We start from the raw sequence: 21,819 nt of genomic DNA, 5'->3' as shown, positions 1-21,819 counted from the left end.
GCTAAAATTAAACGTGTCGACTCACTTTCTGACAATTTTATCCCGGATTTCTCGCCAGGTAACCAGTTGAATGTTGTTTTTCTTTAGGAGGTCACCGCATTTCTTACTCGTAAAAAAGTCGTAGTCAGCCTGACGCCATGTTCCGTGGTAAATGGAATAACCCATCGTAACGGCTTTCATCTCATCATTATCAAAACAGGTATGAATTAAGAGGCAGTGTAAACCCGGCTGTAAGTTGTTGATTACCTGCTCGTAATACTGAGTCATGCCTGCTTTATAATCATTGGGCAATGCCATATAGATATTATCGACGACTACGTCTTTGTCGGTGATGTATTTGGCCAAATCGTCATACCCGCCTATTAATTTCAGGTGCTCTTTGTTTAATAAAACGGGGGTGCGGTATTCATGACCTAGCTTGATATAGGCACTCAAAAATTCGGGCTTAAGCAGGGTCGCACCCATATGGGTATCAAAATGAGTCGCGTCGATACCAAAGGCTTTTGCTCGTTCGATTTGTGCTCTCAGCTCACTTTCCACCTCCGATGCTGTTCCACTCTGAGCTAATCCTTTCGCTGTTTCATACAAATAATCCTGTTTGTCCAGCAAGCTCTTTACCTCGTTTTTTGACCGTACCGGTCCCCACTTGTAGAGTTTCCATTCACTGGTCAATGTTAGGTGAAGGCCTAAATCTTTCGTGGGGTTGTTTTTCGCATAGTCGGCACTTTCCGGAAACCAGGGGCAAGGCACCATAATGCTGCCTGAGTTGACAAAACCGCTTTCGAGCGCCTTAAAGGATGCCGCGTTTTCAGCATGAGAGACCCCAATATCATCGGCATGAATAATTAACAGCTTCGTGTTTTTCGGGTAGCCCAGTTTTTCCTGAATGGTCAGATTTTGAGAAAATAAGGCTGTGCCGATCAGGCAAAACAAGACTATAAGTACTGTTTTCATGTTGGCAAGGGTTCTACGTAGAAGGTTTCTGTTCGAAAGTGGGAGCGTAAGTAATCAAGCAGAATTTATGCTAGTACCTTTTGTATGACCCCGATGGGGTCAAATGTTTATAGTAAAAAGAGCCTTTCTATAGACATTTGACCCCATCGGGGTCATACAAAAAATATAGTTTAGGTTAGATCTGCGTACTGATTTAATCTAAACCCGGATAATTAATCGTCGCCGGTAGAACCAGAGCAGGATGGCGAACCAGATGAGCAGATAGGTGATGGCTCCGGCCAGGGAAGCATTTTTAGGCTCAGAAAAGTAGGGCAGAAACAGGTGGTTATAAAGCCAGGCTTTTAAGGTAATCTCCGGCGTTTCCGTATTTCCCGGCTGGGCAACGTGCAGCATAATCAGTGCTCGTGGAATGATGCCGGAAACAAAAAAGACGACCATCGGATTTACGCCAAAAACAATAAACGGTTTAGTCCAGGCACCTTTGAATCCTTTCTCATCAATGATAAAATAAAGCGTCCCCAGTACAAGCAGGGCTATGCCAGCAGCATACACCACATAGGAACTGCTCCAGAGGGTTTTGTTGATCGGGAAGGCCAGGTTCCATATCAACCCGAGTAATACACCCGCCACACCCGCTGCCAGGAGATAAATTGCTTTTTTATGTTTAGTGATATGAGTGAGCAATAATTGGCCGGTGAAAACGCCCAGCAAGCCTGTACCAATGGCGGGTATGGTACTCAAAATACCTTCGGGGTCCCAGGTTTTAGAAACCGTCCAAACGTGCCCCGGTAATAAAACACTATCCAGCCAGGCCGATAAATTGGTTACCTTTTCGAAATTAGCCGGGCCAATACCGGGTACTGGAACCAGCGCCATCAATGCCCAATAACCCAGCAGACAAACCAGACCGACAACGACCTGAGTGGTTGTTGATGTAGTTAAATACAGGATCGAAATAAGTAGATAGACGATGGCAATTCGTTGAAGAACACCGGGCAGACGAACGTCCTGATAAGCCTCAAATCCGCCATAAGCCAGCGCCATCATGAGCAGAAATAGTCCGATGGCTACGTACAATTGCCTTTTGCGGTCATATTCGCCCAGGAGCAAGTGCATCACCACCGCCGTAATAACCAGTCGAACCAGCAAGAGCGGTACGCCTTCCAGTGATCCAATGGTTATTTCCAGAAAGAAATTCTGAAAAAGACCCAGCAGGAAAATCCGCAATGAGCGGGTCAGTATTTTTTCTAAAACAGCCTTGTCAAATTTTCGGGCTGGCATAGATAAAACCGTAGAAATCCCAACAATGAACAGGAAGGAGGGAAAAACCAAATCAGTTGGCGTACAGCCGTGCCATTCGGCGTGTTTAAGGAGAGCATAAATGGTGGCCCAATCGCCTGGATTATTCACAATGGTCATCAGCATAACCGTCATGCCCCGGAAGACATCCAGTGACGTAAGCCGGGTGTTCTCGTTACGACGAACCAGTGTGTCTGCACGACCATTTGCTGAATGGACTTGCGGGATCGAATTAGCGGGTATCATAGGCTATTAGGGTTAAGTCGCTAAACCAGCTTCCCTGTAAAATTCCTTGATATAGACTGAAGTCGAATCCCGTGAATTATCCAAAAAATGTGTTATTTTATCCTGAATATGAATAAGATTACAGATAAGGGCTAAGAAAACAGATTTTCTGTAAGAAAGCCCACTCGTTTGCTCCTATGAAAGCCCTGCTCGAAAAGACGTTGCTACGCGAGGAAAAATCCGTATTGGCCAGACGATTTACTGTGCCGTACTTTAGCTCACCTTTTCACTTTCACCCGGAATACGAACTGACCTACATTATTCGTGGAAGTGGTAAGCGCTTTGTGGGCGCTAGTATTGACAATTTTGAGAAAGGCGATCTGATTTTGTTAGGCTCCAATTTGCCCCACTTCTGGCGTAGCGACGCGGAATATTATCAGGACCAGGGTCTACAATGCGAAGCGATCGTTATTCATTTCTCGGACCAGTTTGTCGAGCAGATTATCCAGAAAATTCCTGAGTTTCGGCTGGTAATGAACCTGCTGACTCAATCGGTACATGGTATTCAATTTTTAGCGAGCCAGCCGCTTGCCGACCGTCTGGAGCAGTTGGTTAGTACAAAAAAGGTGAAGCAGGTATGTGATTTTTTAGAACTGCTGGACGCCTTGGCGAATCACACGACCATTCGGTTATTGAATACGTCGGCGGGTTACAGCCAGGCAAAAGAAACGGAAAATGACCGCATGCTGCGTACCCTTGAATTTACGCTGGCCAATTTTCAGCGTACTATTAATCTGGGTGAGGTCGCCGATCTGGCTAATTTGACCATTACGTCTTTCTGTCGCTATTTCCGCAAATACACAGGCAAAACATACATCGACTACCTGAATGAAATTCGCATCAGTCATGCTCGCAAACTGCTCATCGACAGCGTACTAACGATTCAGGAAATTGGCCTGATCAGTGGGTTTCAGAACATGTCCAACTTTCACCGATTGTTTAAACTCCAAACGGGTTTATCGCCACTGGCCTACCGCAAAATTGCAGATACAACGAGCTGAATTATGCAGCTAATAAGCCTATACCGGGCAGTCTTGTATTGGGTTTTTGAGTATCTTTCAAATCAGTTCACCGTTGCCTTAAAAATCACTAAACTCGAATCGACAAGTTCATGAATCGCAGACATTTCGTTCAACAGACAGCCCTGACCTTAGGTGGCGTTTCCCTGTTTCATCAGGCATTATTTGCCAGTCGGCTGGCCGATGATCCGTATAAGATGAAGATGGTTCGCGACAATGTGGGCGTCTTCACCGAAAAAGGCGGCACGATTGCTTACCTCCGAACCAAAGAAGGCTGGGTAGTAGTCGATTCAGAATTTCCTGAACAGGCGCAGCATTTGATCGACGCCCTGAAAAAGACAGACGACAAATCCTTTCCCCTATTGATCAATACGCACCACCACGGCGACCATACCTCAGGAAATATTGCGTTTAAAGGCATGGTTGGCCATGTTGTTGCTCACGAAAATTCGCTCAAAAACCAGAAGGCCGTTGCCGAAAAAGCAAAGACGGAAGATAAACAACTGTATCCCGATGTCACCTTCAGCGATGGCTGGAAAGGGAAAGTTGGTGGCGAGAGCATTCGGGCTTATTATTTCGGGCCGGGCCATACTGACGGCGACGGTTTAATTCACTTCGAACAGGCCAATGTTCTGCACATGGGCGATTTAATGTCGAATCGTCGGTATCCGTTTATTGATAAGAGTGCTGGTGCCAGCATCAAAAACTGGATTGTCGTGCTGGACAAAACCTTAACGACCTTCGATAATAAAACCATCTTCGTGTTCGGACACGCTTTTGATCCCGAAAAAATTACGGGTGGCAAAGAGGACATCAAGGCGTTCAAAGATTATCTGGAAAAGCTACTGGTATTTGTGGGTGGCGAAGTCAAGTCGGGGAAATCGAAAGAGGAGATTCTGAAAGCAACGGTTATTCCGGGTGTAACAGAGTGGCAGGGCGACGGCATCGTAAGAAGTCTCCAGGCTGCTTATGAGGAGATAACGACTGGAAAGTAAAGTGACTACTTTATATGATGTCTGTGATGTCAGCTACTTATAGCTGACACAATAGGTTTCTTAAAACCTATTAATATCACCGATAGGTTTTGAGAAACCTATTGTGTCGGTTATAAGTAACCGACACCACGACACTACAGCAAGGTCAATAGAATCCACAATACATCAACAGATACTTAACAACGATGAAAGGATATAAGCTGGATTTGTGCCTGAGCAAGGGGTATTTTCGGATGCAGCAGGACATTTTTACCTGTCGGTTTGTGCTGTTCGAGGATTCACTTTGCGCCGTACATTGGCTGCGTATCACCCTGGCCGACGTCACTTACGGGACTAAACAGCTTAGATTACTGCGCAGTAATGAGAAATTCTCGGTTGCGGTTAAGCCGTTTGTTCTCTCCGAAGAATTAGAAAATCTGTATGCATTGTATCGAAGTGCTATAAATTTTGACGCACCTGAGTCTATTGAATCCTGCCTGCTGAACGGGTCTGTCTATACGATGTTCGATACATATGTCATCGAAGTAAGGGACGGAAACAGGCTGATTGCGGCTGGTGTCTTTGACAACGGCTTACAAAGTATTGCAGGCATTATGAATTTTTACGACCCAGCGTATCGTAAGCATAGTTTAGGGAAATTCCTGATGCTACAGAAAATCAAGCATGCCCAGTTACACCAAAAAGCCTACTATTATCCGGGTTATTTGGTCAGTAATTACCCTAAGTTCGATTATAAATTGTTTGCCTGCGAACCCGCTACCGAAGTCTTCGACAGCATCCGGGATCGATGGATTCCTTTTTCATGGGAAACTGTAGGTATCCTGGCCGACTTATACCGAAATAGTTAATCAGGACAGTTTTCGGCCAGCCACTTTACCCGATTGGTTGTACGGTAGTCTACATTGATGGAACAGCCCACTACCCGGAAGATCATTCATATTGATATGGATGCCTTCTACGCGTCTGTTGAACAGCGAGATAACCCCGATCTTCGCGGCAAGCCCGTAGCTGTGGGCGGCTCCCGACAACGGGGAGTAGTGGCGGCTGCCAGTTACGAAGCCCGCCAGTTTGGGGTACGCTCAGCTATGGCTTCGTCTATTGCCATTCGAAAATGTCCCGATCTGATTTTTGTTAAACCCCGCTTTGATGTCTATAAGGCCGTTTCTAGTCAGATACGGGCTATTTTTGCCCAGTTTACAGACTTGATCGAACCGCTCTCGCTGGACGAAGCTTATCTGGATGTGACGGATAGTCTATTGAATCAGACTACGGCAACCCAACTGGCCCGGACCATTAAGGAACAGATCAAACAGGAAACCGGCCTAACAGCCTCGGCAGGCGTTTCGTACAATAAATTCCTGGCAAAGCTGGCATCCGATTATCGAAAACCAGATGGTTTGTTCGTCATCAAACCCCATCAGGGACTGGCCTTTGTAGAAGGATTGACGGTAGGACAGTTTCATGGAATTGGCCGGGTGACGGCCGAGAAAATGAACCAGATGGGCATCTTCACTGGGTTGGATTTACGTCAGAAGTCGGAAGCATTTCTGTTGGAGCATTTTGGCAAAGTGGGGCATCATTATTATAACATCGCCCAGGCTATTGACAACCGGCCCGTAACGCCGGATCGGGAACGGAAGTCGGTTGGCTCAGAGACCACCTTCGAGCAGGACTTAACCGAGTACACGGAACTGGAAGCGGAGTTGCAGCCACTTATAACGAGTCTCTGGAACTACTGCGAGCGAACGGGCGTGCTGGGTCGAACGGTTACGCTAAAGGTGAAGTATGAAGATTTTCAGCAGATTACCCGCAGTCGAACGGCCTTTTCTGTGATCACTGACCAAGCTACATTCGCCAGAATCAGCACCGATTTACTCGCGTCTCTGTTTCCTCTAACGAAAGGCGTTCGATTGCTGGGCGTCTCGTTATCAAGTTTACAAACAATATCTAGCGCGCCGAGTGGGCAATTGACACTGGATTTGTAGTCTGGATTGGAATTGCCTGCATTCGTCGGTTTGCCTTTTTGAATCAAAAAAATGGCTATTGCTGGACGAAAGAAAGTAAAGAAATGGAAAGATCGATGGGGAAGTCATAAAACAGCCAACTCCCATAAACAGGAGTTGGCTGTAAGGAACCGAACATATAAGTTTGGATTCAACGAAAGTATAACACGCTGGCAATAAGAATGTTTTAACTAATGAAGACGGCGTTATAGGCTATCGCTGGATTAGCAGTCGCAACGTAGTTGGCAATTCCCCCGCAGGCGTAAGCTGAATCAGGTACAGACCATTAGGTACCTGGTCAATGGTTAAGCGATATGGCTCTGTCGGAGCGACTTCTAGCTGGGCCTGCTGGAGCGTGCGACCCATGAGGTCGTGCAGTTTCAGGCCCACCGGCTGACCAATGGCCGGGCTGAGATCAATCAGCACGTGCTCGCGGGCTGGGTTAGGCCATAGTTTGAACGTTACTCCTGTTTCCGAAGCTCCCAAGCGGGCCCCTGCGGTACAGGTCCGCTCCTCGATGCTCCACTGCTGATTCTGTGCCGATCCCAGGGTCATCTGGCTGATCGGCGCCCCCTCAGCTGTGCTGGCATTACGAACGGTGATGGCCTTGTTGGCATTGCGGCTGGTAATCGTGAAGTAACCGTCGGTGTTGCGTACCAACCGCCATTGCTGATGACTGCCTCCCCAATAGGTCCATTGTTCAAGCAGGGCATCATCGGCTGTCGACGAGTTGGACACCTGAATGCCTTTCTGGGTAGACAAAACCTGGATGCTGTAGTAACCCCCATCGGTGGCTGTAAATCGCCAGCTCTGGGTGAGTTTATTGGCGTTGGCTTGCTGAGTCAGCTTGTCGCCATCGCTCTGGGCGGAGCCGTCTATGCCCAGTACTTTGCCACTGAGTCGGGAAACGAGCCGATAGCACTTGTTGGCTTCAACCGCTGAAACTGATCCTGGCGACGAGGTGGTGGCTGATGTCGGTGTGGCACTCACCTCTACACCACCCGACCAACCACCGGCGCGGGCAGAAACTCGGAAATAATAAAGTTGCCCTGGCGTCAGGTCAGTAACCACTACCGAATTCTCCGTACCATAATAAAGTGCCCTGACAGCATCTGCTGGATAACTCGACGCGTTGGCCGTGAAGCTAGAGTTGACTGCATTAATGCCTGAGTTAGGATCAGGTATCTCACCAACGAGCGTTGATCCGGGCTTACCCATAACCAGCACTTTCTCGAAGGGAATTGTTGGATTCGTCCAGTTGAGTCGTACACTATTACTCGTGAGTGTAGTAGCCGTCAGACCCGTGACATTTAGCTTAGGCGAGTTACAATCGGGGTAAATCTTAACCGAATCCTGAGCTGTGAGGTTACCTACATCCGTCACTTTCAGCGTAAATATGTAGTAGTAATCGTCAACACCATCGCAACCTACCGGAGAAACCGTAAATACAGGATTAGTGCTCGTCATGGTTGTCGGGTATTGATCCTTGCCATTAATGCGCAATTTCCCCTGCCAAAAATAGGTCAGTCTGCTGGGTACATCGTCGGTAACAGTAGCGGCCAGGGTATAACTGGTGGCCTTGTCGAGAGCATACTTTGACAGGTTGACTGGTGTGGTGATCTTAGCCGTTGGAGCTGGATTGGAAACCGACACAAAGAATGTTTGGAAGTCAGTTTGCCCCCCTTTATTATCGCGGATGAGCAACCTAACCGTAAAACTAGTTTGCGGGGAGCCCCCTTTACCCGGAATTGGGGTAAATACATGGACGGGATTGGCTGCGCTGGAAGAACTGCCATCGCCAAAATCCCAAATGTAAGTAAGAGGATCACCGTCGGGGTCGTAGGATTTGTCGCCGGTAAACGTCACGCTCAGGGGTGGTGTACCCGTTAACGGGGTATACGTAACGATGGGTACGGGCGGGCGATTGGAGGTTCTGGGTGTCGCACTCACCTCTACACCACCCGACCAGCCGTTGCCTTTGCGCGTATAAACCCGGAAGTAATAGAGCTGTCCCCCCGTCAGGTCAGTCACGCTCACCGACGTGCCTGTACCCTGGTAAAGCACCTTACCGCCGTACAGATTCGAGCCGTTGCCCGTGATGCTGGCATTAGCCGTGTAGGTCGGGTCGAGGGGAATGTCGGTGAAACCCGATCCAGCCTTGCCAACCACCAGTATATCGTCAAAAGGGATAGTTGGGTTCGTCCAAGTTAACTGTACCGTACTGACAGACGTGAATGGGAGCGCCGTCAGGCCGGTAACCGACAGATTGGGCGAGTTGCAATCCGGGTAAATCTTGACGGAATCCTGAGCTGAAAGATTATTATAATCCGTCACCTTTACTGTAATTACGTAATAGTAATCTTCCCCGCCACAGCCCGCAGGCGAGATGTCGACAACCGGACTAGCCCCTGAAAGGGTCTTCACCAGTTGGTCGCGGTTGTTGTGACGCAGCTTCACCTGCCAGATTTGAGATTGAATAGTATTGCCGGTAACTGTAGCCCCCAACGTATAGCTGGTAGACTTGTCCAGGGGGTATTTCGCATTATTGACTGGGCTCATGATCTGCACAGTTGGGTTACCGTTGTTGAGCCTGACAGAAAATGTCTGGACTGGACTTCGCAGCCCTTTGCTGTCGATGACTGTCAACTGAACCGTATAATTAAGAATCAGACCAACGCCCTGGGCCCCAGCCTTTGCTGTGAACACCTTCACGGGATTGGCTTCGGTAGAATAACTACTGCCATCACCAAAGTCCCACTGGTAGGTAATAGGGTCTCCGTCGGGGTCGTAGGATTTGTTGCCCGTAAAGGTCACGCTCAGGGGCGAACTGCCCGTTAATGGGGTGGACGTAGCCACGGCAACGGGTGCCTGATTGGTGGCAGTGGCCGTGGCCGTGCAACTGCGTTCTTCAATACTCCACTGCTGATTCTGTCCCGATCCCAGGGTCATCTGACTAATCTGTGCCCCCTCAGCTGTGCTGGCATTACGAACGGTGATGGCCTTGTTGGCATTGCGGCTGGTAATCGTGAAGTAACCATCGGCGTTGCGTACCAACCGCCATTGCTGATGGCTGCCTCCCCAATACGTCCATTGCTCGAGTAAGGCATCATCGGCTGTCGACGAGTTGGACACCTGAATGCCTTTCTGAGTGGACAAAACCTGGATGCTGTAGTAACCCCCATCGGTGGCTGTAAATCGCCATCCCTGGGTGAGTTTATTGGCATCAGCTTGCTGGGTCAGTTTGTCGCCGTCGCTCTGGGCAGTGCCGCTGATACCCAATGCTTTCCCGCTAAGCCGGGATACAATTCGATAGCATTTGTTGGCTTCAACCGCTGAGACGGAACCCGGCAATGATAGGTTGGCTGCTGACCGTGTGTTTGTGTCGTGGCTAATTTTCGGTAGACCGAGTGCAGTAGTTTGACTCCCTAGCCAACAGAGGAGGCCAATAAAAAGGCTGTAGCCAGTGACATACAGCTTCGGAATGTAGATAGACATTGAGTTCATTCAGGAAATTAATTATGGGTTAAATTCTTTCGACTTATGTTTGAAGCCTGAGTTACATTTTATGACAGACTATCGCAGAACGTAACTATTGCGTTCGTTCAGACTCAATGCAGATAAACTAGAAATCAAGCCAATTATGAACCTATTTTCTCTGCTCAAACCGTCGATCTACACCCTCTGCTATACAGGTATAAACCAGCGTTGGCAGCCTGTATTAACAGAATTATAAAAATAATTTCTTGATCGTGTGGGGTCAGATAGTCCAATTTTGTCATAAGGTTGTACTATAAAACAGACCTTGTAGCTGATGGAAAACATATCCCCGTTTTCTGACGCTCCCAAAGCGTTTCCGTTTACTATGCCAGAAGAAGCGAATTCCGTGCCGCTGTCGACAGACGACCCGGAACTGCTTATTCGACGCGGTTTTGAGCAGAACCCACAACTGGGTTGCGAATTGCTGTATCATCGCTACTACCAGAATTTGTGTAGCTATGCCGTGCGATTCGTCCTGTCGAAAGAGGTGGCTGAAGACATTGTGTCCGATGTGTTTTTGACCTTCTGGAAAAACGCTACCTACCAACAAATTACGGTCTGTTACGGTGCTTACTTTTATCGGGCGGTACGTAATAGAGCTTACAACTACCTGAAGCAGGAACTGAACCGTACTCAATCGTTCGACCCAGATACGGACGAGGGTTTCATCGATACCGATACTCCCGAAGCCATTATCCATTTTCAGGAACTGACGCATCGGCTCGATGCTGAAATTCAGGCACTCCCTCCCCAATGTCGCAAAGCGTTTATGCTCAATCGGTACGAAGGAAAACGCTATGTCGATATTGCTGCCGAACTGCATATCAGCCAGAAAGCCGTTGAGCATCTTATTAGTCGGGCACTGACCCGCTTACGCACCCACCTGACCGGCGAGTGGCTTATTCTGATAAGCCTCGTTTCTTTTCTTTAAGCCCTATATGGGGTTTATCCATTCGAATTTGTCGTAGTGAAAATGACAACTGAAGCCATGCCAGAACCACCACCAAAACAACTTCTTTTCGACTTTTTTGCTGGAAAAAGCACAGCCCTGCAAAAACAGTGGATTGCCGACTGGTTAAAAGAGTCTGAAAATCGAGTACTGTATTATCAGTATCTCAATGAGTGGGAAAGCCAGCATCCGCAATACCGTGCCGATGTTCAGCCAGCGCTGGATCGTTTTCGGGCTGCGGTACAGCAAGTTGAAACCACGCCTGAGCCGAGTCCGTTTGTGGCTGTCTCAAGAGGAGATTCCTGGAGCAGCCGGTCTATCTGGTTCTGGGCCGCTTCGGTTCTACTGGCCCTGTCGATTGGGGGATATCTGAGCCGGGGTGTTATTCGGTACGAAACCTACCACACGGCCTACGGCGAAACACGTACGTTTAAATTGAGTGACGGCACTACGGTGGCTCTCAATGCCAATTCAACGCTGCGGGTACCTCGTTGGCGATTTGGCCAGCAAGGGCGAGAGGTGAAACTGGATGGCGAAGCGGAGTTTAGTGTTAGTCATTTGCCGAATCATCAGCGATTTATTGTCAGAACAAGCACCGACTTTGCCGTGGAAGTGCTTGGTACTGAGTTCGTTGTTTATGCCCGCGACCAGCGCCGGAAAGTTATTCTCAGTCGTGGTCAGGTGAAGGTGCTCTATCAGCCCGGTAAGCAACTATTGATGAAGCCTGGCGATTGGATCGCCCTCAGCGAATCGGGGCAGCTGCAACGGAAGATTACAGCACAGCCTGCGAAATTTTCCAGTTGGAAACAGCATCGGTTCACCTTCGACCAGACCAGCGTGGCCGAGATCTGTCAATTGATTCATGAAAATTTTGGCCTGACCGTACGGGTTACTGATTCTACGCTGGCGCAGCGTCAGATATCCGGCGTATTCAAGGCCGAGAAGCCCGACGAGCTAGTCGACGATCTGGTCGATTTATTACAGGCGCGCTTAGTTAAAAACGGTGATCGTATTGATATCCAGCCAATTGTTAACTAAACCTTGATTTATTAATCCTTAAATTCCTCAATCCTTACTTGTATGATGCGACCAATACCCAGCTACTTCCCCGTAGTTGTACTGGTACTCCTATTGACCAGTAGTGGCTTACCGATTCAGGCACAATACATGGCATTTGCCCGTTCGTTAAGCCAGCAACCTACCCGCCCGGCAACGGCTGTTCGCGTACTCAAAGATGTCCTGAACGAATGGGGGCTCACCTTTGGCGTAAATATTCTCTATGAAGAATCGACCGTTGAAGGCCTAACTGTATCAATGGATGCGGTTCGCCAGACGGGTAAACTAGAGCAACGGCTCGACAACCTATTGAAGCCGCTTCGACTGACCTATCGCAAGCGCGGCAAGTCCTATCTGATTACGCCCGCCAAAAGCCAGGATAATGCACGGGCAGAAAACACGAGCTTACCCATTAACACGACGGTGGCCTCGGTAGCCGTGTCGCCAATAGACGAAATTGACCAAGCCCGCTCGGTCGTACGGCCCGCCAATATGCCTGCTCAACGGGTAATTACAGGACGTATTACAAGCGAAACGGGTGATGGCCTGCCTGGTGTAAGTGTTGTGGTAAAAGGAACCACCGTTGGCACCGCAACCGACGGCAATGGGATGTATAAACTCAATGTGCCTGATAATCAGGTTAAAGGTACGCTGGTGTTCTCGTTTATCGGCTATGAGACCCAGGAAGTAACGATTGGAAATCAGACAGCTATCAGTCTCCAATTACAACCCAGCGCTAACTCCATTAATGAAGTCGTCGTTGTTGGCTATGGAACTCAAAAACGAGAAAACATCACAGGTGCCGTATCGACTATAGAAGCCAAAGTACTTGAGAATAGGCCGGTTACCAACGCAGTTTCGGCTTTGCAGGGAACAGCTCCCGGCTTAATCATTACACGCCAGAGCGGTCAGCCTGGTCAGGAAGGATGGGCGGCCCAGATACGTGGCGCCACGTCTATTAACGGCGATGCGGGCAATAGCCCACTCGTTATTGTGGATGGTGTGGAAGGCGATCTTTCCCTTATAAATCCGAATGACATTGCTAATATATCGGTGTTGAAAGATGCGGCTGCGGCTGCTATTTATGGGGCCAAAGCGGGTGGTGGCGTGATTCTGGTAACGACTAAAAAAGGATCAACCCAGAAAATGCGGATCGATTATACGGGGTTGTTTACGATCAATAAACCCTATAATCAACCCAAGCTATTGCATTCCTGGGAGCAGGCTCAGTTAAATAACGTGGCCCAGTTCAATACAAACGGCAGTTACGCCTTTTCGGATCAACAGATACGCTGGCTGATGGACCCGGATACCAACGTTGTAAAGAACTCGGCAGGGAGCTACGACTACTTTTTCGACACCAATCAGCTGGATATACTGACCCGGAAAGTAAGCCCGGTTCAGAATCACAATATCAGCATAAGTGGAGGGAGTGACAAAACACAATACATGTTTTCGCTGGGTTATTTCGACCAGAAAGGCGTTTTTAACATTGGTCCCGATGCTGCCCAACGGTATAATGCCCGCTTAAATCTGAACACGAAACTCAGTAATAAATTAAGTATCGACTCGCGGGTGGCCTATACTCAGGCCAGGGTTCAGGCACCCTCCATTACAGCCGCTGGTGATGGCGGATTGATGTATAATCTGTACCAGGTACGTGCATCCAGAAACCCTATTTTTCTACCCGGCAGCGATGACACCAAATATGCGTATGTAGGCACTACATCTGCTGCTTACCCTGTCTTGAAAGACGGCGGTTATAATAAATCAACCCAGCATACGATTGAAGGCGTTTTTACTTTACGAGCCGATAATCTGGCCAAAGGTCTTGGTCTTCGATTCGTCTATAGTCCTCGTGTTCAACAGTATAACCAGGATGTTTTTCTCAGAACCGTTCCCCGGTATGTACTAACATCACCCGATCCTGTTTCAGGTGGCAGCATTAATCAGACGAATTCGCTCCAAAAAGTCCGGTCTACTCAGCTTTGGCAAAATGTTCAGGCATTGGGCGATTATGACTGGAAACTCGGTGATAAACACAATTTTCACCTGCTTGGTGGTTTTGAATTCAAGAGTTATAATTACAACAGTGTATCAGCAAAGCAAACAGCCTTGCTGTCCAATGACTTACCAACCTTAAACTATTCGACGCTGGCTACGGCATCACCCGCCAACGTAAGTGATAATATCCAGGTTAATACGTGGGTTTCCTATTTTGGCCGACTGACGTACAATTACGCGGGCAAGTATTTCCTGGAAGCCAACCTACGGAATGATGCCAGTTCACGGCTGGCTCCCGGCTACCAAAGTGCGCTGTTCCCATCGGCATCAGCGGCCTGGCGATTGAGTACGGAATCCTGGTTTACGAATGCCCTGCCCATTTTTACGGAGTTCAAGCTACGAGGCTCGTGGGGCCGATTGGGAGGAGCCCAATCCACCAACCTGAATTTGTATAACTATGACTATCAGGCCACGTTGATCAGTGGGAATAATTACCCCTTCAATAATGCCAACACGCCCTACCTCTACCAGTCAACGTTACCCTCGCTTGGCAAAGGCTGGGAAATTATCGAAACCACCGACATCGGTTTAGATTTCGGTTTGTTTAAAAACCGTCTGACGGGTAGCTTCGATTATTACGTCCGTAACAACAACAATGTATTTATACGGCTTAACCTGCCTGCTACACTGGGTGTTACGCCGAGTTCGACCAATGCCGCAGCACTTCAGGTAAAAGGCTGGGATGCCTCGCTGGGTTGGCGCGATACCTTCAAAAATGGTAGCTATGCGATTAACTTGAACGTCAGCGACAATACCAACAAAGTAACTCGTTACGATGGCCCTTTCGCCTATCTGGAAGGCCTGAATACGTACCTGCCGGGTTTACCGCTGAACACCATTTATGGCTATAAGGATGAAGGCTATTTTACCACGAATGAAGACGTAACCTCACATGCTTTTCAAAACACAAAGACGGGCGTTGGCGACATTAAACTACAGGATGTCAATGGCGATGGAAAAGTCAATGCTGGTTTAGGCCGGGCCGACGACCACGGCGACCTGGTTAATCTCGGAAACACAAGTCCCCGCTATATTTTCGGGGCCAATTTCAGTGCAACCTGGAAAGGCTTTGATCTATCAGCCTTATTTCAGGGAGTTGGCGAGCGCAAGATGCTCCTGTTTGCCAAGGCACTGGTTCCCTTTACCGATAGCTGGCGGATGCCCTGGGCCATTCATGAAGATTACTGGACGCCTGATAACCCAAATGCCCGTTTCCCCCGCCCTTATGTTGGTGCTACCTGGAACACGAATGTATCGGACCACTGGGTGCAGAATGCCGCTTATATCCGCCTGAAGAATCTACAGGTAGGTTACACTATTCCGGTCCAACTGACTCAGAAAGTGCACATTGCCAAAGCACGCATCTTTTTCTCGGGACAGGACATCTGGGAGAAAAACAAAATGTGGTACAAATATTACGATGCCGAAAATCCCAGCAATGCCAGCTTCCAGTACCCACTGTTCCGTTCATATTCATTCGGTCTTAACGTAACGTTCCAATAAGATTACTTAACTGACATTTGCCATGATTCGCCGTAAAAATTTCTATATACCACTCGCGATGCTCCTACTGTCAATAGGGCTTTGGAGCTGTGAGAAAGAGCTTGATCAGGTTGCCCAAACGACGATTACTGATCAGAATTTCTGGAAAAGTCCGAGTGACCTTGCTCTCGGATGCAATTATCTCTATACCTATTTACCCGCGCTGGCTGCTGTGACAGATGGTGCTGCATCGGGAGCAACTCCGATTCCAGCCTACCCTGTTCAGGATGTTTATTCTGATATCGGCTCGGTCGCGTCGGGTACATTAAATGATGTCAGTGACGGGTCTCGCTCAACCGCTCCGGCCCTCTCGACCGAATGGACGTATTACTACAAATTGATACGGGCCGCCAATAATATTGTGGAGAAGGCGAACGGGGTAACCGGCGATGTCGCTATAATCAATCGTTACCGGGGTGAAGCTCGTTTCTTCCGGGCATTTGGTTATTATGAATTGACGAAGCGTTTTGGCGATGTACCCCTTCTACTGAAAACCTTAACCACCGATGATCCACTACTATTTGGTGCCCGTACGGCCCGGGAAACAATTATCGACAGTGTGTACGCCGACTTAGATTTTGCCGCTAAATATTGCCCACAACCCGACTTGTTGAACGCAACGAGTGGTAACGAGTATGGTCGAATTACGCGAAGTGCCGCGCTGGCTTTCAAATCGAGAGTGGGGTTGTTTGAAGGAACGCGCCAAAAATATACTAATACCGGAACACCAGCCCGGCACCTTCAGCTAGCCCTGGATGCCAGCAATACCGTCATTACCGAAGGTAAACATTCGCTGTTTTCGTATGCTCCCCGACGAGATAGTAGTTTCTTTTACCTGTTCCAGTATGCTGGTGAAACATACGCAGCCAACAAAGAAGTGATATTAGCCCGATTGTACGGTCAGAATATTACGAACAGCATTTCAGCCCATTCCTACGGACGTTCAATCCTTGAACAGGGTGCTATTGTAGCCACCCGATCATACATGGATATGGTTCTGTTTAAAGATGGTCTGCCTGCGGGAAAATCGGCGTTTGATTCGACCGCACTTCAAACCAGTACCTTAACTGAATACCGCAACCGCGACCCTCGACTGGGTATGACTATCTTTCGGAAAGGTGATTATTTTGGCTCTTCGTTTACGCCTTATTTCGTTCCGACAACGGCCTACCGGATCAAGAAGTATTACATCGCGGCCGACTGGGTAGCCAGCAATAGCTATGTCGATTTTATGGTGCTACGGTATGCCGAAGTACTGTTAAACTATGCCGAAGCTGCATTTGAATTAAACGGCAGTATCAGTGATGCCGATTTAAACAAAACAATCAACGTACTCCGCAATCGGGCTACGAATAGCCAAACCACTTTACTTCCCTTGCTGACGAATGCCTTTGTTAGCGCGAATGGGCTGGATATGAAGACCGAACTTCGTCGGGAACGTACTGTAGAACTGGCCTATGAAGGATTCCGGTATTGGGATTTGATTCGCTGGAAAACCGCTGAAACTGAATTGCCCAAAGCGCTCATCGGTCCTAAATATTTTCCGAAAGAATACGCAACAGGCACAGCTGCTCCAGCCCTTCAGGATGGCTATGTGCTGTATCAGGCGGCCGCCAAGCGCACGTTTAACACAAGTCGGGATTATCTATGGCCCCTACCTGTAAACGAGTTAGGGCTCAATCCAAATCTTGGCAAAAATAACACAGGTTGGTAGTAAGATAATGGGTAGGGTAATCAAAAGACTCTACCCATTTCTATAATAACCTGATGTGATGTCGGTTACTCATAACCGACATGAGAGGTTTCTCAAAACCTCATGAGCACATATAGGTTTTGAGAAACCTCTCATGTCAGATGTAAGCATCTGACAACACAAAAAAGCCATTAAACCTCATGCCAATATCTCGCACAATACCCTATCTATTCATAGCCATCCTCACCGCCAATACACTCGCACACGCCCAGCGAACAGAACGGCATATCCTCAGTCGATATTCAGAAACAGATATAGCCAGTTCCCTGATTCCCCGCGCTGACTGGAAACCCTTCCCCCAGACAGCGGCCGAGTGGCAGAAGCGATTACCGGATACGCTTCAACAACGTTTGATCAAAAAAGGCGAAAGCTGGTTAGGAAAAGACTGGCCAGCGATTTCAGCATCACTTCTGCTGACTTCTGTTCGTACCGGCGACCGTACCGAGTATTCTAATTTCCAGGCCAAACGCCGGGCGCATTTGATGAGTCTGGTACTGGCCGAAGCAGTCGAAGGAAAAGGACGCTTTGCCGAGGACATCATGAATGGCATTTGGTCTACCTGCGAAGAGACCTATTGGGGAATTCCGGTGCACTTGTATTTGCAGAAGGCCAGGTTAGGCTTACCCGATGTTGAGGAACCGACAGTCGATCTGGTCTCGGCCGAAACGGCCGTCATGCTAGCCCTGACGGATTATCTGATTGGGCCAGTGCTCGATAGCAAATCCAAATTGTTACGTCCTCGAATCCAGTATGAGCTGAATCGTCGGGTGCTCAAGCCTATGGAAACCGCTCGGTATGGCTACCTGGGCAACGTGGATGACAAGCCGGTTAACAACTGGAATCCGTGGATAATCTCGAACTGGCAGTTGACCAATCTGCTGATGGAAAAAGATGAAGCGCGTCGAGCCAAAAACCTTCGTTATTCCATGTTGTTGCTCGATAACTATTTCAATAGCCTGGGCGATGATGGCGGCTGCGATGAAGGCCCATCGTATTGGTTTTTGGCCGGAGGAAGCACATTTGATGCGCTGGAAATACTGAATCAGGTAACGAAGGGGAAGGTAAATGTGTACCAGGAACCATTGGTCAGAAATATGGCAGCCTACATTTACAAGACGCACATTGCGGGTAACTATTTCATTAACACCGCCGATGCCAGCCCGACTATCACGATTGATGCGCCGTTCTTATATCGTATTGGAAAAGCCGTTAATGACCCGTTGCTGGTGCAACTGGCAACCTGGGCTTACACACGTTCCAGTCAGCCAATTTCGGGTGAAACCACCACCAAACAACGGGCGCTGTTCGATTGGCTAAGTTTGCCCGAAATGGCCAAAGTTGTTGCGTCGTCTAAAAATCTGAAAGCACCAGCACCAGCTAGTGTCTGGTTTTCAGATATTCAATTGATGGGTGCCCATACGGGCAACGACTTGCTATACGTGGCTTCGCATGGCGGCCATAACAACGAAAGTCACAATCATAATGACGTCGGCGATTTCATCATCTATGCAAACGGGGCTCCCGTCATTATCGATGCCGGATCAGGAACGTACACGGCTAAAACGTTTTCGGCGGAACGGTACAATTCCTGGTACAACACCTCGCCCTATCATAACCTTCCGACAATCAATGGTATACCTCAGTCGGCAGGGCGAAAGTTTGAAGCAACGAATGTGGTCTATACACACCCAGCCAACACCAGCGATTTGCGGATGGATATTGAAATCGCTTACCCGCCAACGACAACCCTAAAAAAATGGACGCGAACGGTTAAAACGACTCCTCAAAATACGATTGAAATTGGGGACGACTACACGGCGACAGCGCCCTTAAAAAGCCTTTTGCAAACGTTCATGACCATTTGCTCCGTCAATACCAGTCAGGCTGGAAAGCTTATTTTCGAGCAGGCAAACGGCAAAAAAGTGAGCCTGGATTACGATGCCGCCAAGTGGAAAGTCTCCGTTGAAAAGCTACCACTCGACCAATCCGACGATAAAGTGTTTCGGCAGAAATGGCAGGTTCAGGACATTTTTCGGGTACTGCTCACCAACCAGTCGCTGGCTGCTCAGGACAAGTTCAGGTATGTGGTATCAACAGTAAATTAGTTGTTCTTCTATTCTTTCCTGAATCGTAAAACATTCATGCTTTTCAACACTCCAGAGCATGAAAAAGCCCCTCTCCTAAAACAGGAGAGGGGTTGGAGTGAGGTTATCCATATGAAATACCTGCTAATCATAGCGTCTCTGCTCTTTATTGCCTTTCAGTTTGGGCATCCTCCCACCTTACCTGACACCAACTGGACTGAGTACAATGGCGATGGTGCCCGAAGTCATTATTCTCCGTTGGCGCAAATCAACCCAGAGAATGTACAGCAACTAAAAGTGGCCTGGACGTATGGGTCGGGGGGGGCTGATACAACAGGAAATCGAACTCAGATTCAATGCAATCCTATTGTTGTCGATGGCGTTCTGTACGGCGTATCGGCCAATACACAGGCGTTTGCGTTGAATGCGGCCACCGGTCAGGAGATTTGGCGAACGAAGTTGACGGACAATGGCGGCACCACCAGTCGGGGCGTAACATACTGGGGCGACGGCCAAGATAAACGCATTCTGTTTGGAGCGGGCAAATGGCTTTACGCGTTCGATGCACAGACGGGTAAGCCCATCGACAGCTTTGGTCAGGATGGACGAATTGATCTGAAAGAAGGCATTGAACGACCGGGGGCTGATAATTACGTGCAACCCAATACGCCCAACACCATTTACAAAAACCTGATCATTGTGGGTGTACGCGTATCCGAAGGCGAAACTGCCTTGCTGGGCGATGTGCGGGCCTACGATGTTCGAACGGGTCAGAAAGTCTGGACGTTTCATACAATTCCGCAACCCGGCGAATTTGGGTACGATACCTGGGCGCCCGCTAATCCACGCCAACGATTGGGTGGTGCTAATGCCTGGGCGGGTATGGCCATCGACCGGGATCGAGGTATTGTGTACATTCCGACAGGTTCGGCGGCTTATGATTTTTACGGAGGCAATCGCAAAGGCAATAACCTGTACGCCAATTGTTTACTGGCATTAGATGCAACAACTGGCAAGCGGGTCTGGCATTTTCAGTTTGTGCATCACGACATCTGGGACCGAGACCCGCCCGCACCGCCTAGTTTGTTAACGGTCGTTCAAGCAGGTAAGAAAATTGATGCGGTGGCACAAACGACCAAGCAGGGCCACGTTTTCGTTTTTGATAGGGTAACCGGAAAACCGTTGTTTCCAGTCGTTGAAAAAGCGTTTCCAACCGCTGCCGTTGCGGGAGAGCAACCCAGCCGGACGCAGCCTATCCCGACGAAACCGGCTCCGTTTACCAAGCAGTCATTCACCGAAAAAGACATCAATCCCTGGGCGTCGAATCGGGATGAAATCGTAGCCACGCTACGCAAAGCCCACACAGGAAGTCCCTATATTCCGCTGACGTCAACAATGACCATCTTCTTTCCCGGCACCGATGGCGGTGCGCAATGGGGAGGCTCGGCAGTCGATCCTGAGGGAGTGATCTACATACCGGCCAAACAAAATCCCTGCTTTTCCTCGCTGGTGCTGAAAGAGCAACCCGCTAGCAACGCGTCGGTAACGGGTGCTCAATTATATAGTTTGCGTTGTGCCGCTTGTCATGGTGCCGATCGCCGGGGAAACCACGATGGTTCTTATCCATCATTGCTGGGTCTGGAAGCACGGCTTTCGGCCAATGCCGTCCATCAGGTGCTTCTCAAAGGTCGGGGAATGATGCCTTCTTTTTCACACCTTCCTGAAGCCGAACGCAAAGCCATCGTCGATTTTCTGTTCAATAAAGGCAATGCGACACAAACGGTAAGCGCTCAAAAAGCGGGTTTGCCTTACCAACATACAGGCTATAACCGCTGGTACGACAGCAACGGCTATCCAGTCAGTGCGCCACCCTGGGGCACACTTACCGCCATTGACCTCAATACCGGCGAGCATCGCTGGCAGGTTCCTTTGGGCGAATACAAAGAACTTACGGCTAAAGGCGTTGCTCCAACCGGAACCGATAACTATGGCGGACCACTTGTAACGGGCAGTAATCTGTTGTTTATTGCTGCCAGTAAAGACGAGCAGCTACGGGCATTTGACAAGAAAACGGGCAAAATTCTGTGGCAGGTTCAACTGCCAGCCGCAGGATATGCATCGCCCAGTACCTATTCGGTGGGGGGCAAACAATACGTAGTCATTGCCTGTGGTGGCGGAAAATTGAATACGAAATCAGGAGATAAGTACGTCGCTTTTGCTTTACCCACTGTACCCTGATTCACTTCCTATTTTTCTGTTTGGTATGTCAAGAATTATTA

Annotated in this window: 13 protein-coding genes; 10 read left to right on the top strand and 3 right to left on the bottom strand. The window is 48.7% G+C overall.

Annotated elements, in window-relative coordinates:
- Nucleotides 1-21 precede the first annotated feature (21 nt).
- Both GO755_RS04115 and GO755_RS04110 read right to left on the bottom strand, forming a co-directional pair.
- Nucleotides 22-954 carry a polysaccharide deacetylase family protein gene (locus GO755_RS04115; RefSeq protein WP_157583377.1) on the bottom strand — a complete coding sequence of 311 codons (933 nt, stop codon included), beginning with the start codon at nt 952-954 and terminating at the stop codon, nt 22-24.
- A 198-nt stretch (nt 955-1,152) separates the two neighbouring features.
- Entirely contained in the window at nt 1,153-2,499 is a 1,347-nt protein-coding gene (locus GO755_RS04110; RefSeq protein ID WP_227686857.1) for an acyltransferase family protein, read from the bottom strand.
- Between the two features lie 176 nt (nt 2,500-2,675).
- Between GO755_RS04110 and GO755_RS04105 the strand changes: the two genes are divergently transcribed.
- The 4 genes from GO755_RS04105 (at nt 2,676) to dinB (ending at nt 6,537) form a co-directional block, all read left to right on the top strand.
- Nucleotides 2,676-3,539: an AraC family transcriptional regulator gene (locus GO755_RS04105; protein ID WP_157583375.1), complete on the top strand. Its 864-nt coding sequence runs from the start codon at nt 2,676-2,678 to the stop codon at nt 3,537-3,539.
- A 110-nt stretch (nt 3,540-3,649) separates the two neighbouring features.
- Nucleotides 3,650-4,552, top strand: a complete 903-nt coding sequence (locus GO755_RS04100; RefSeq protein ID WP_157583373.1) for an MBL fold metallo-hydrolase — start codon at nt 3,650-3,652, stop codon at nt 4,550-4,552.
- Nucleotides 4,553-4,737: 185 nt separating this feature from the next.
- On the top strand, nt 4,738-5,400 hold the full coding sequence (locus GO755_RS04095; RefSeq protein WP_157583371.1) for an arginine-tRNA-protein transferase: 663 nt from the start codon (nt 4,738-4,740) through the stop codon (nt 5,398-5,400).
- A 57-nt stretch (nt 5,401-5,457) separates the two neighbouring features.
- Nucleotides 5,458-6,537 (top strand): DNA polymerase IV, encoded by a 1,080-nt coding sequence (gene dinB, locus GO755_RS04090; protein ID WP_157583369.1) that lies wholly within the window; start codon nt 5,458-5,460, stop codon nt 6,535-6,537.
- A gap of 231 nt (nt 6,538-6,768) precedes the next feature.
- On the opposite strand, the gene GO755_RS04085 is transcribed toward dinB, so the two are convergent.
- Nucleotides 6,769-10,050, bottom strand: a complete 3,282-nt coding sequence (locus GO755_RS04085; protein WP_198174753.1) for an RICIN domain-containing protein — start codon at nt 10,048-10,050, stop codon at nt 6,769-6,771.
- 316 nt (nt 10,051-10,366) lie between these two features.
- Between GO755_RS04085 and GO755_RS04080 the strand changes: the two genes are divergently transcribed.
- From GO755_RS04080 to GO755_RS04055, 6 genes are all read left to right on the top strand, one after another.
- Entirely contained in the window at nt 10,367-11,023 is a 657-nt protein-coding gene (locus tag GO755_RS04080) for an RNA polymerase sigma-70 factor (RefSeq protein ID WP_157583365.1), read from the top strand.
- Nucleotides 11,024-11,065: 42 nt separating this feature from the next.
- Nucleotides 11,066-12,079: a FecR family protein gene (locus GO755_RS04075; RefSeq protein ID WP_157583363.1), complete on the top strand. Its 1,014-nt coding sequence runs from the start codon at nt 11,066-11,068 to the stop codon at nt 12,077-12,079.
- Nucleotides 12,080-12,121: 42 nt separating this feature from the next.
- Nucleotides 12,122-15,664 carry a SusC/RagA family TonB-linked outer membrane protein gene (locus GO755_RS04070; RefSeq protein ID WP_157583361.1) on the top strand — a complete coding sequence of 1,181 codons (3,543 nt, stop codon included), beginning with the start codon at nt 12,122-12,124 and terminating at the stop codon, nt 15,662-15,664.
- Nucleotides 15,665-15,686: 22 nt separating this feature from the next.
- Nucleotides 15,687-17,417: a RagB/SusD family nutrient uptake outer membrane protein gene (locus GO755_RS04065; protein WP_157583360.1), complete on the top strand. Its 1,731-nt coding sequence runs from the start codon at nt 15,687-15,689 to the stop codon at nt 17,415-17,417.
- 179 nt (nt 17,418-17,596) lie between these two features.
- Nucleotides 17,597-19,561 carry a heparinase II/III domain-containing protein gene (locus GO755_RS04060; protein ID WP_157583358.1) on the top strand — a complete coding sequence of 655 codons (1,965 nt, stop codon included), beginning with the start codon at nt 17,597-17,599 and terminating at the stop codon, nt 19,559-19,561.
- 111 nt (nt 19,562-19,672) lie between these two features.
- Nucleotides 19,673-21,778, top strand: coding sequence for an outer membrane protein assembly factor BamB family protein (locus GO755_RS04055; protein ID WP_157584127.1), 2,106 nt, complete (start codon nt 19,673-19,675; stop codon nt 21,776-21,778).
- Nucleotides 21,779-21,819 lie beyond the last annotated feature (41 nt).

The organism is Spirosoma arboris (genome assembly GCF_009754945.1).
GTDB lineage: Bacteria > Bacteroidota > Bacteroidia > Cytophagales > Spirosomataceae > Spirosoma > Spirosoma arboris.
Note: the sequence above shows the minus strand (reverse complement) of the source record. Positions and strands in the feature narration are given on the sequence as shown.

What these genes read in the sequence shown, in the direction of transcription:
- GO755_RS04100 (WP_157583373.1), top strand. Translation starts at nt 3,650, where the DNA reads ATGAATCGCAGACATTTCGTTCAACAGACAGCCCTGACCTTAGGTGGC.
- GO755_RS04085 (WP_198174753.1), bottom strand. Translation starts at nt 10,050, where the DNA reads ATGTCTATCTACATTCCGAAGCTGTATGTCACTGGCTACAGCCTTTTT.
- GO755_RS04095 (WP_157583371.1), top strand. Translation starts at nt 4,738, where the DNA reads ATGAAAGGATATAAGCTGGATTTGTGCCTGAGCAAGGGGTATTTTCGG.
- GO755_RS04110 (WP_227686857.1), bottom strand. Translation starts at nt 2,499, where the DNA reads ATGATACCCGCTAATTCGATCCCGCAAGTCCATTCAGCAAATGGTCGT.
- dinB (WP_157583369.1), top strand. Translation starts at nt 5,458, where the DNA reads ATGGAACAGCCCACTACCCGGAAGATCATTCATATTGATATGGATGCC.
- GO755_RS04055 (WP_157584127.1), top strand. Translation starts at nt 19,673, where the DNA reads ATGAAATACCTGCTAATCATAGCGTCTCTGCTCTTTATTGCCTTTCAG.
- GO755_RS04080 (WP_157583365.1), top strand. Translation starts at nt 10,367, where the DNA reads ATGGAAAACATATCCCCGTTTTCTGACGCTCCCAAAGCGTTTCCGTTT.
- GO755_RS04075 (WP_157583363.1), top strand. Translation starts at nt 11,066, where the DNA reads ATGACAACTGAAGCCATGCCAGAACCACCACCAAAACAACTTCTTTTC.
- GO755_RS04105 (WP_157583375.1), top strand. Translation starts at nt 2,676, where the DNA reads ATGAAAGCCCTGCTCGAAAAGACGTTGCTACGCGAGGAAAAATCCGTA.
- GO755_RS04070 (WP_157583361.1), top strand. Translation starts at nt 12,122, where the DNA reads ATGATGCGACCAATACCCAGCTACTTCCCCGTAGTTGTACTGGTACTC.
- GO755_RS04065 (WP_157583360.1), top strand. Translation starts at nt 15,687, where the DNA reads ATGATTCGCCGTAAAAATTTCTATATACCACTCGCGATGCTCCTACTG.
- GO755_RS04115 (WP_157583377.1), bottom strand. Translation starts at nt 954, where the DNA reads ATGAAAACAGTACTTATAGTCTTGTTTTGCCTGATCGGCACAGCCTTA.
- GO755_RS04060 (WP_157583358.1), top strand. Translation starts at nt 17,597, where the DNA reads ATGCCAATATCTCGCACAATACCCTATCTATTCATAGCCATCCTCACC.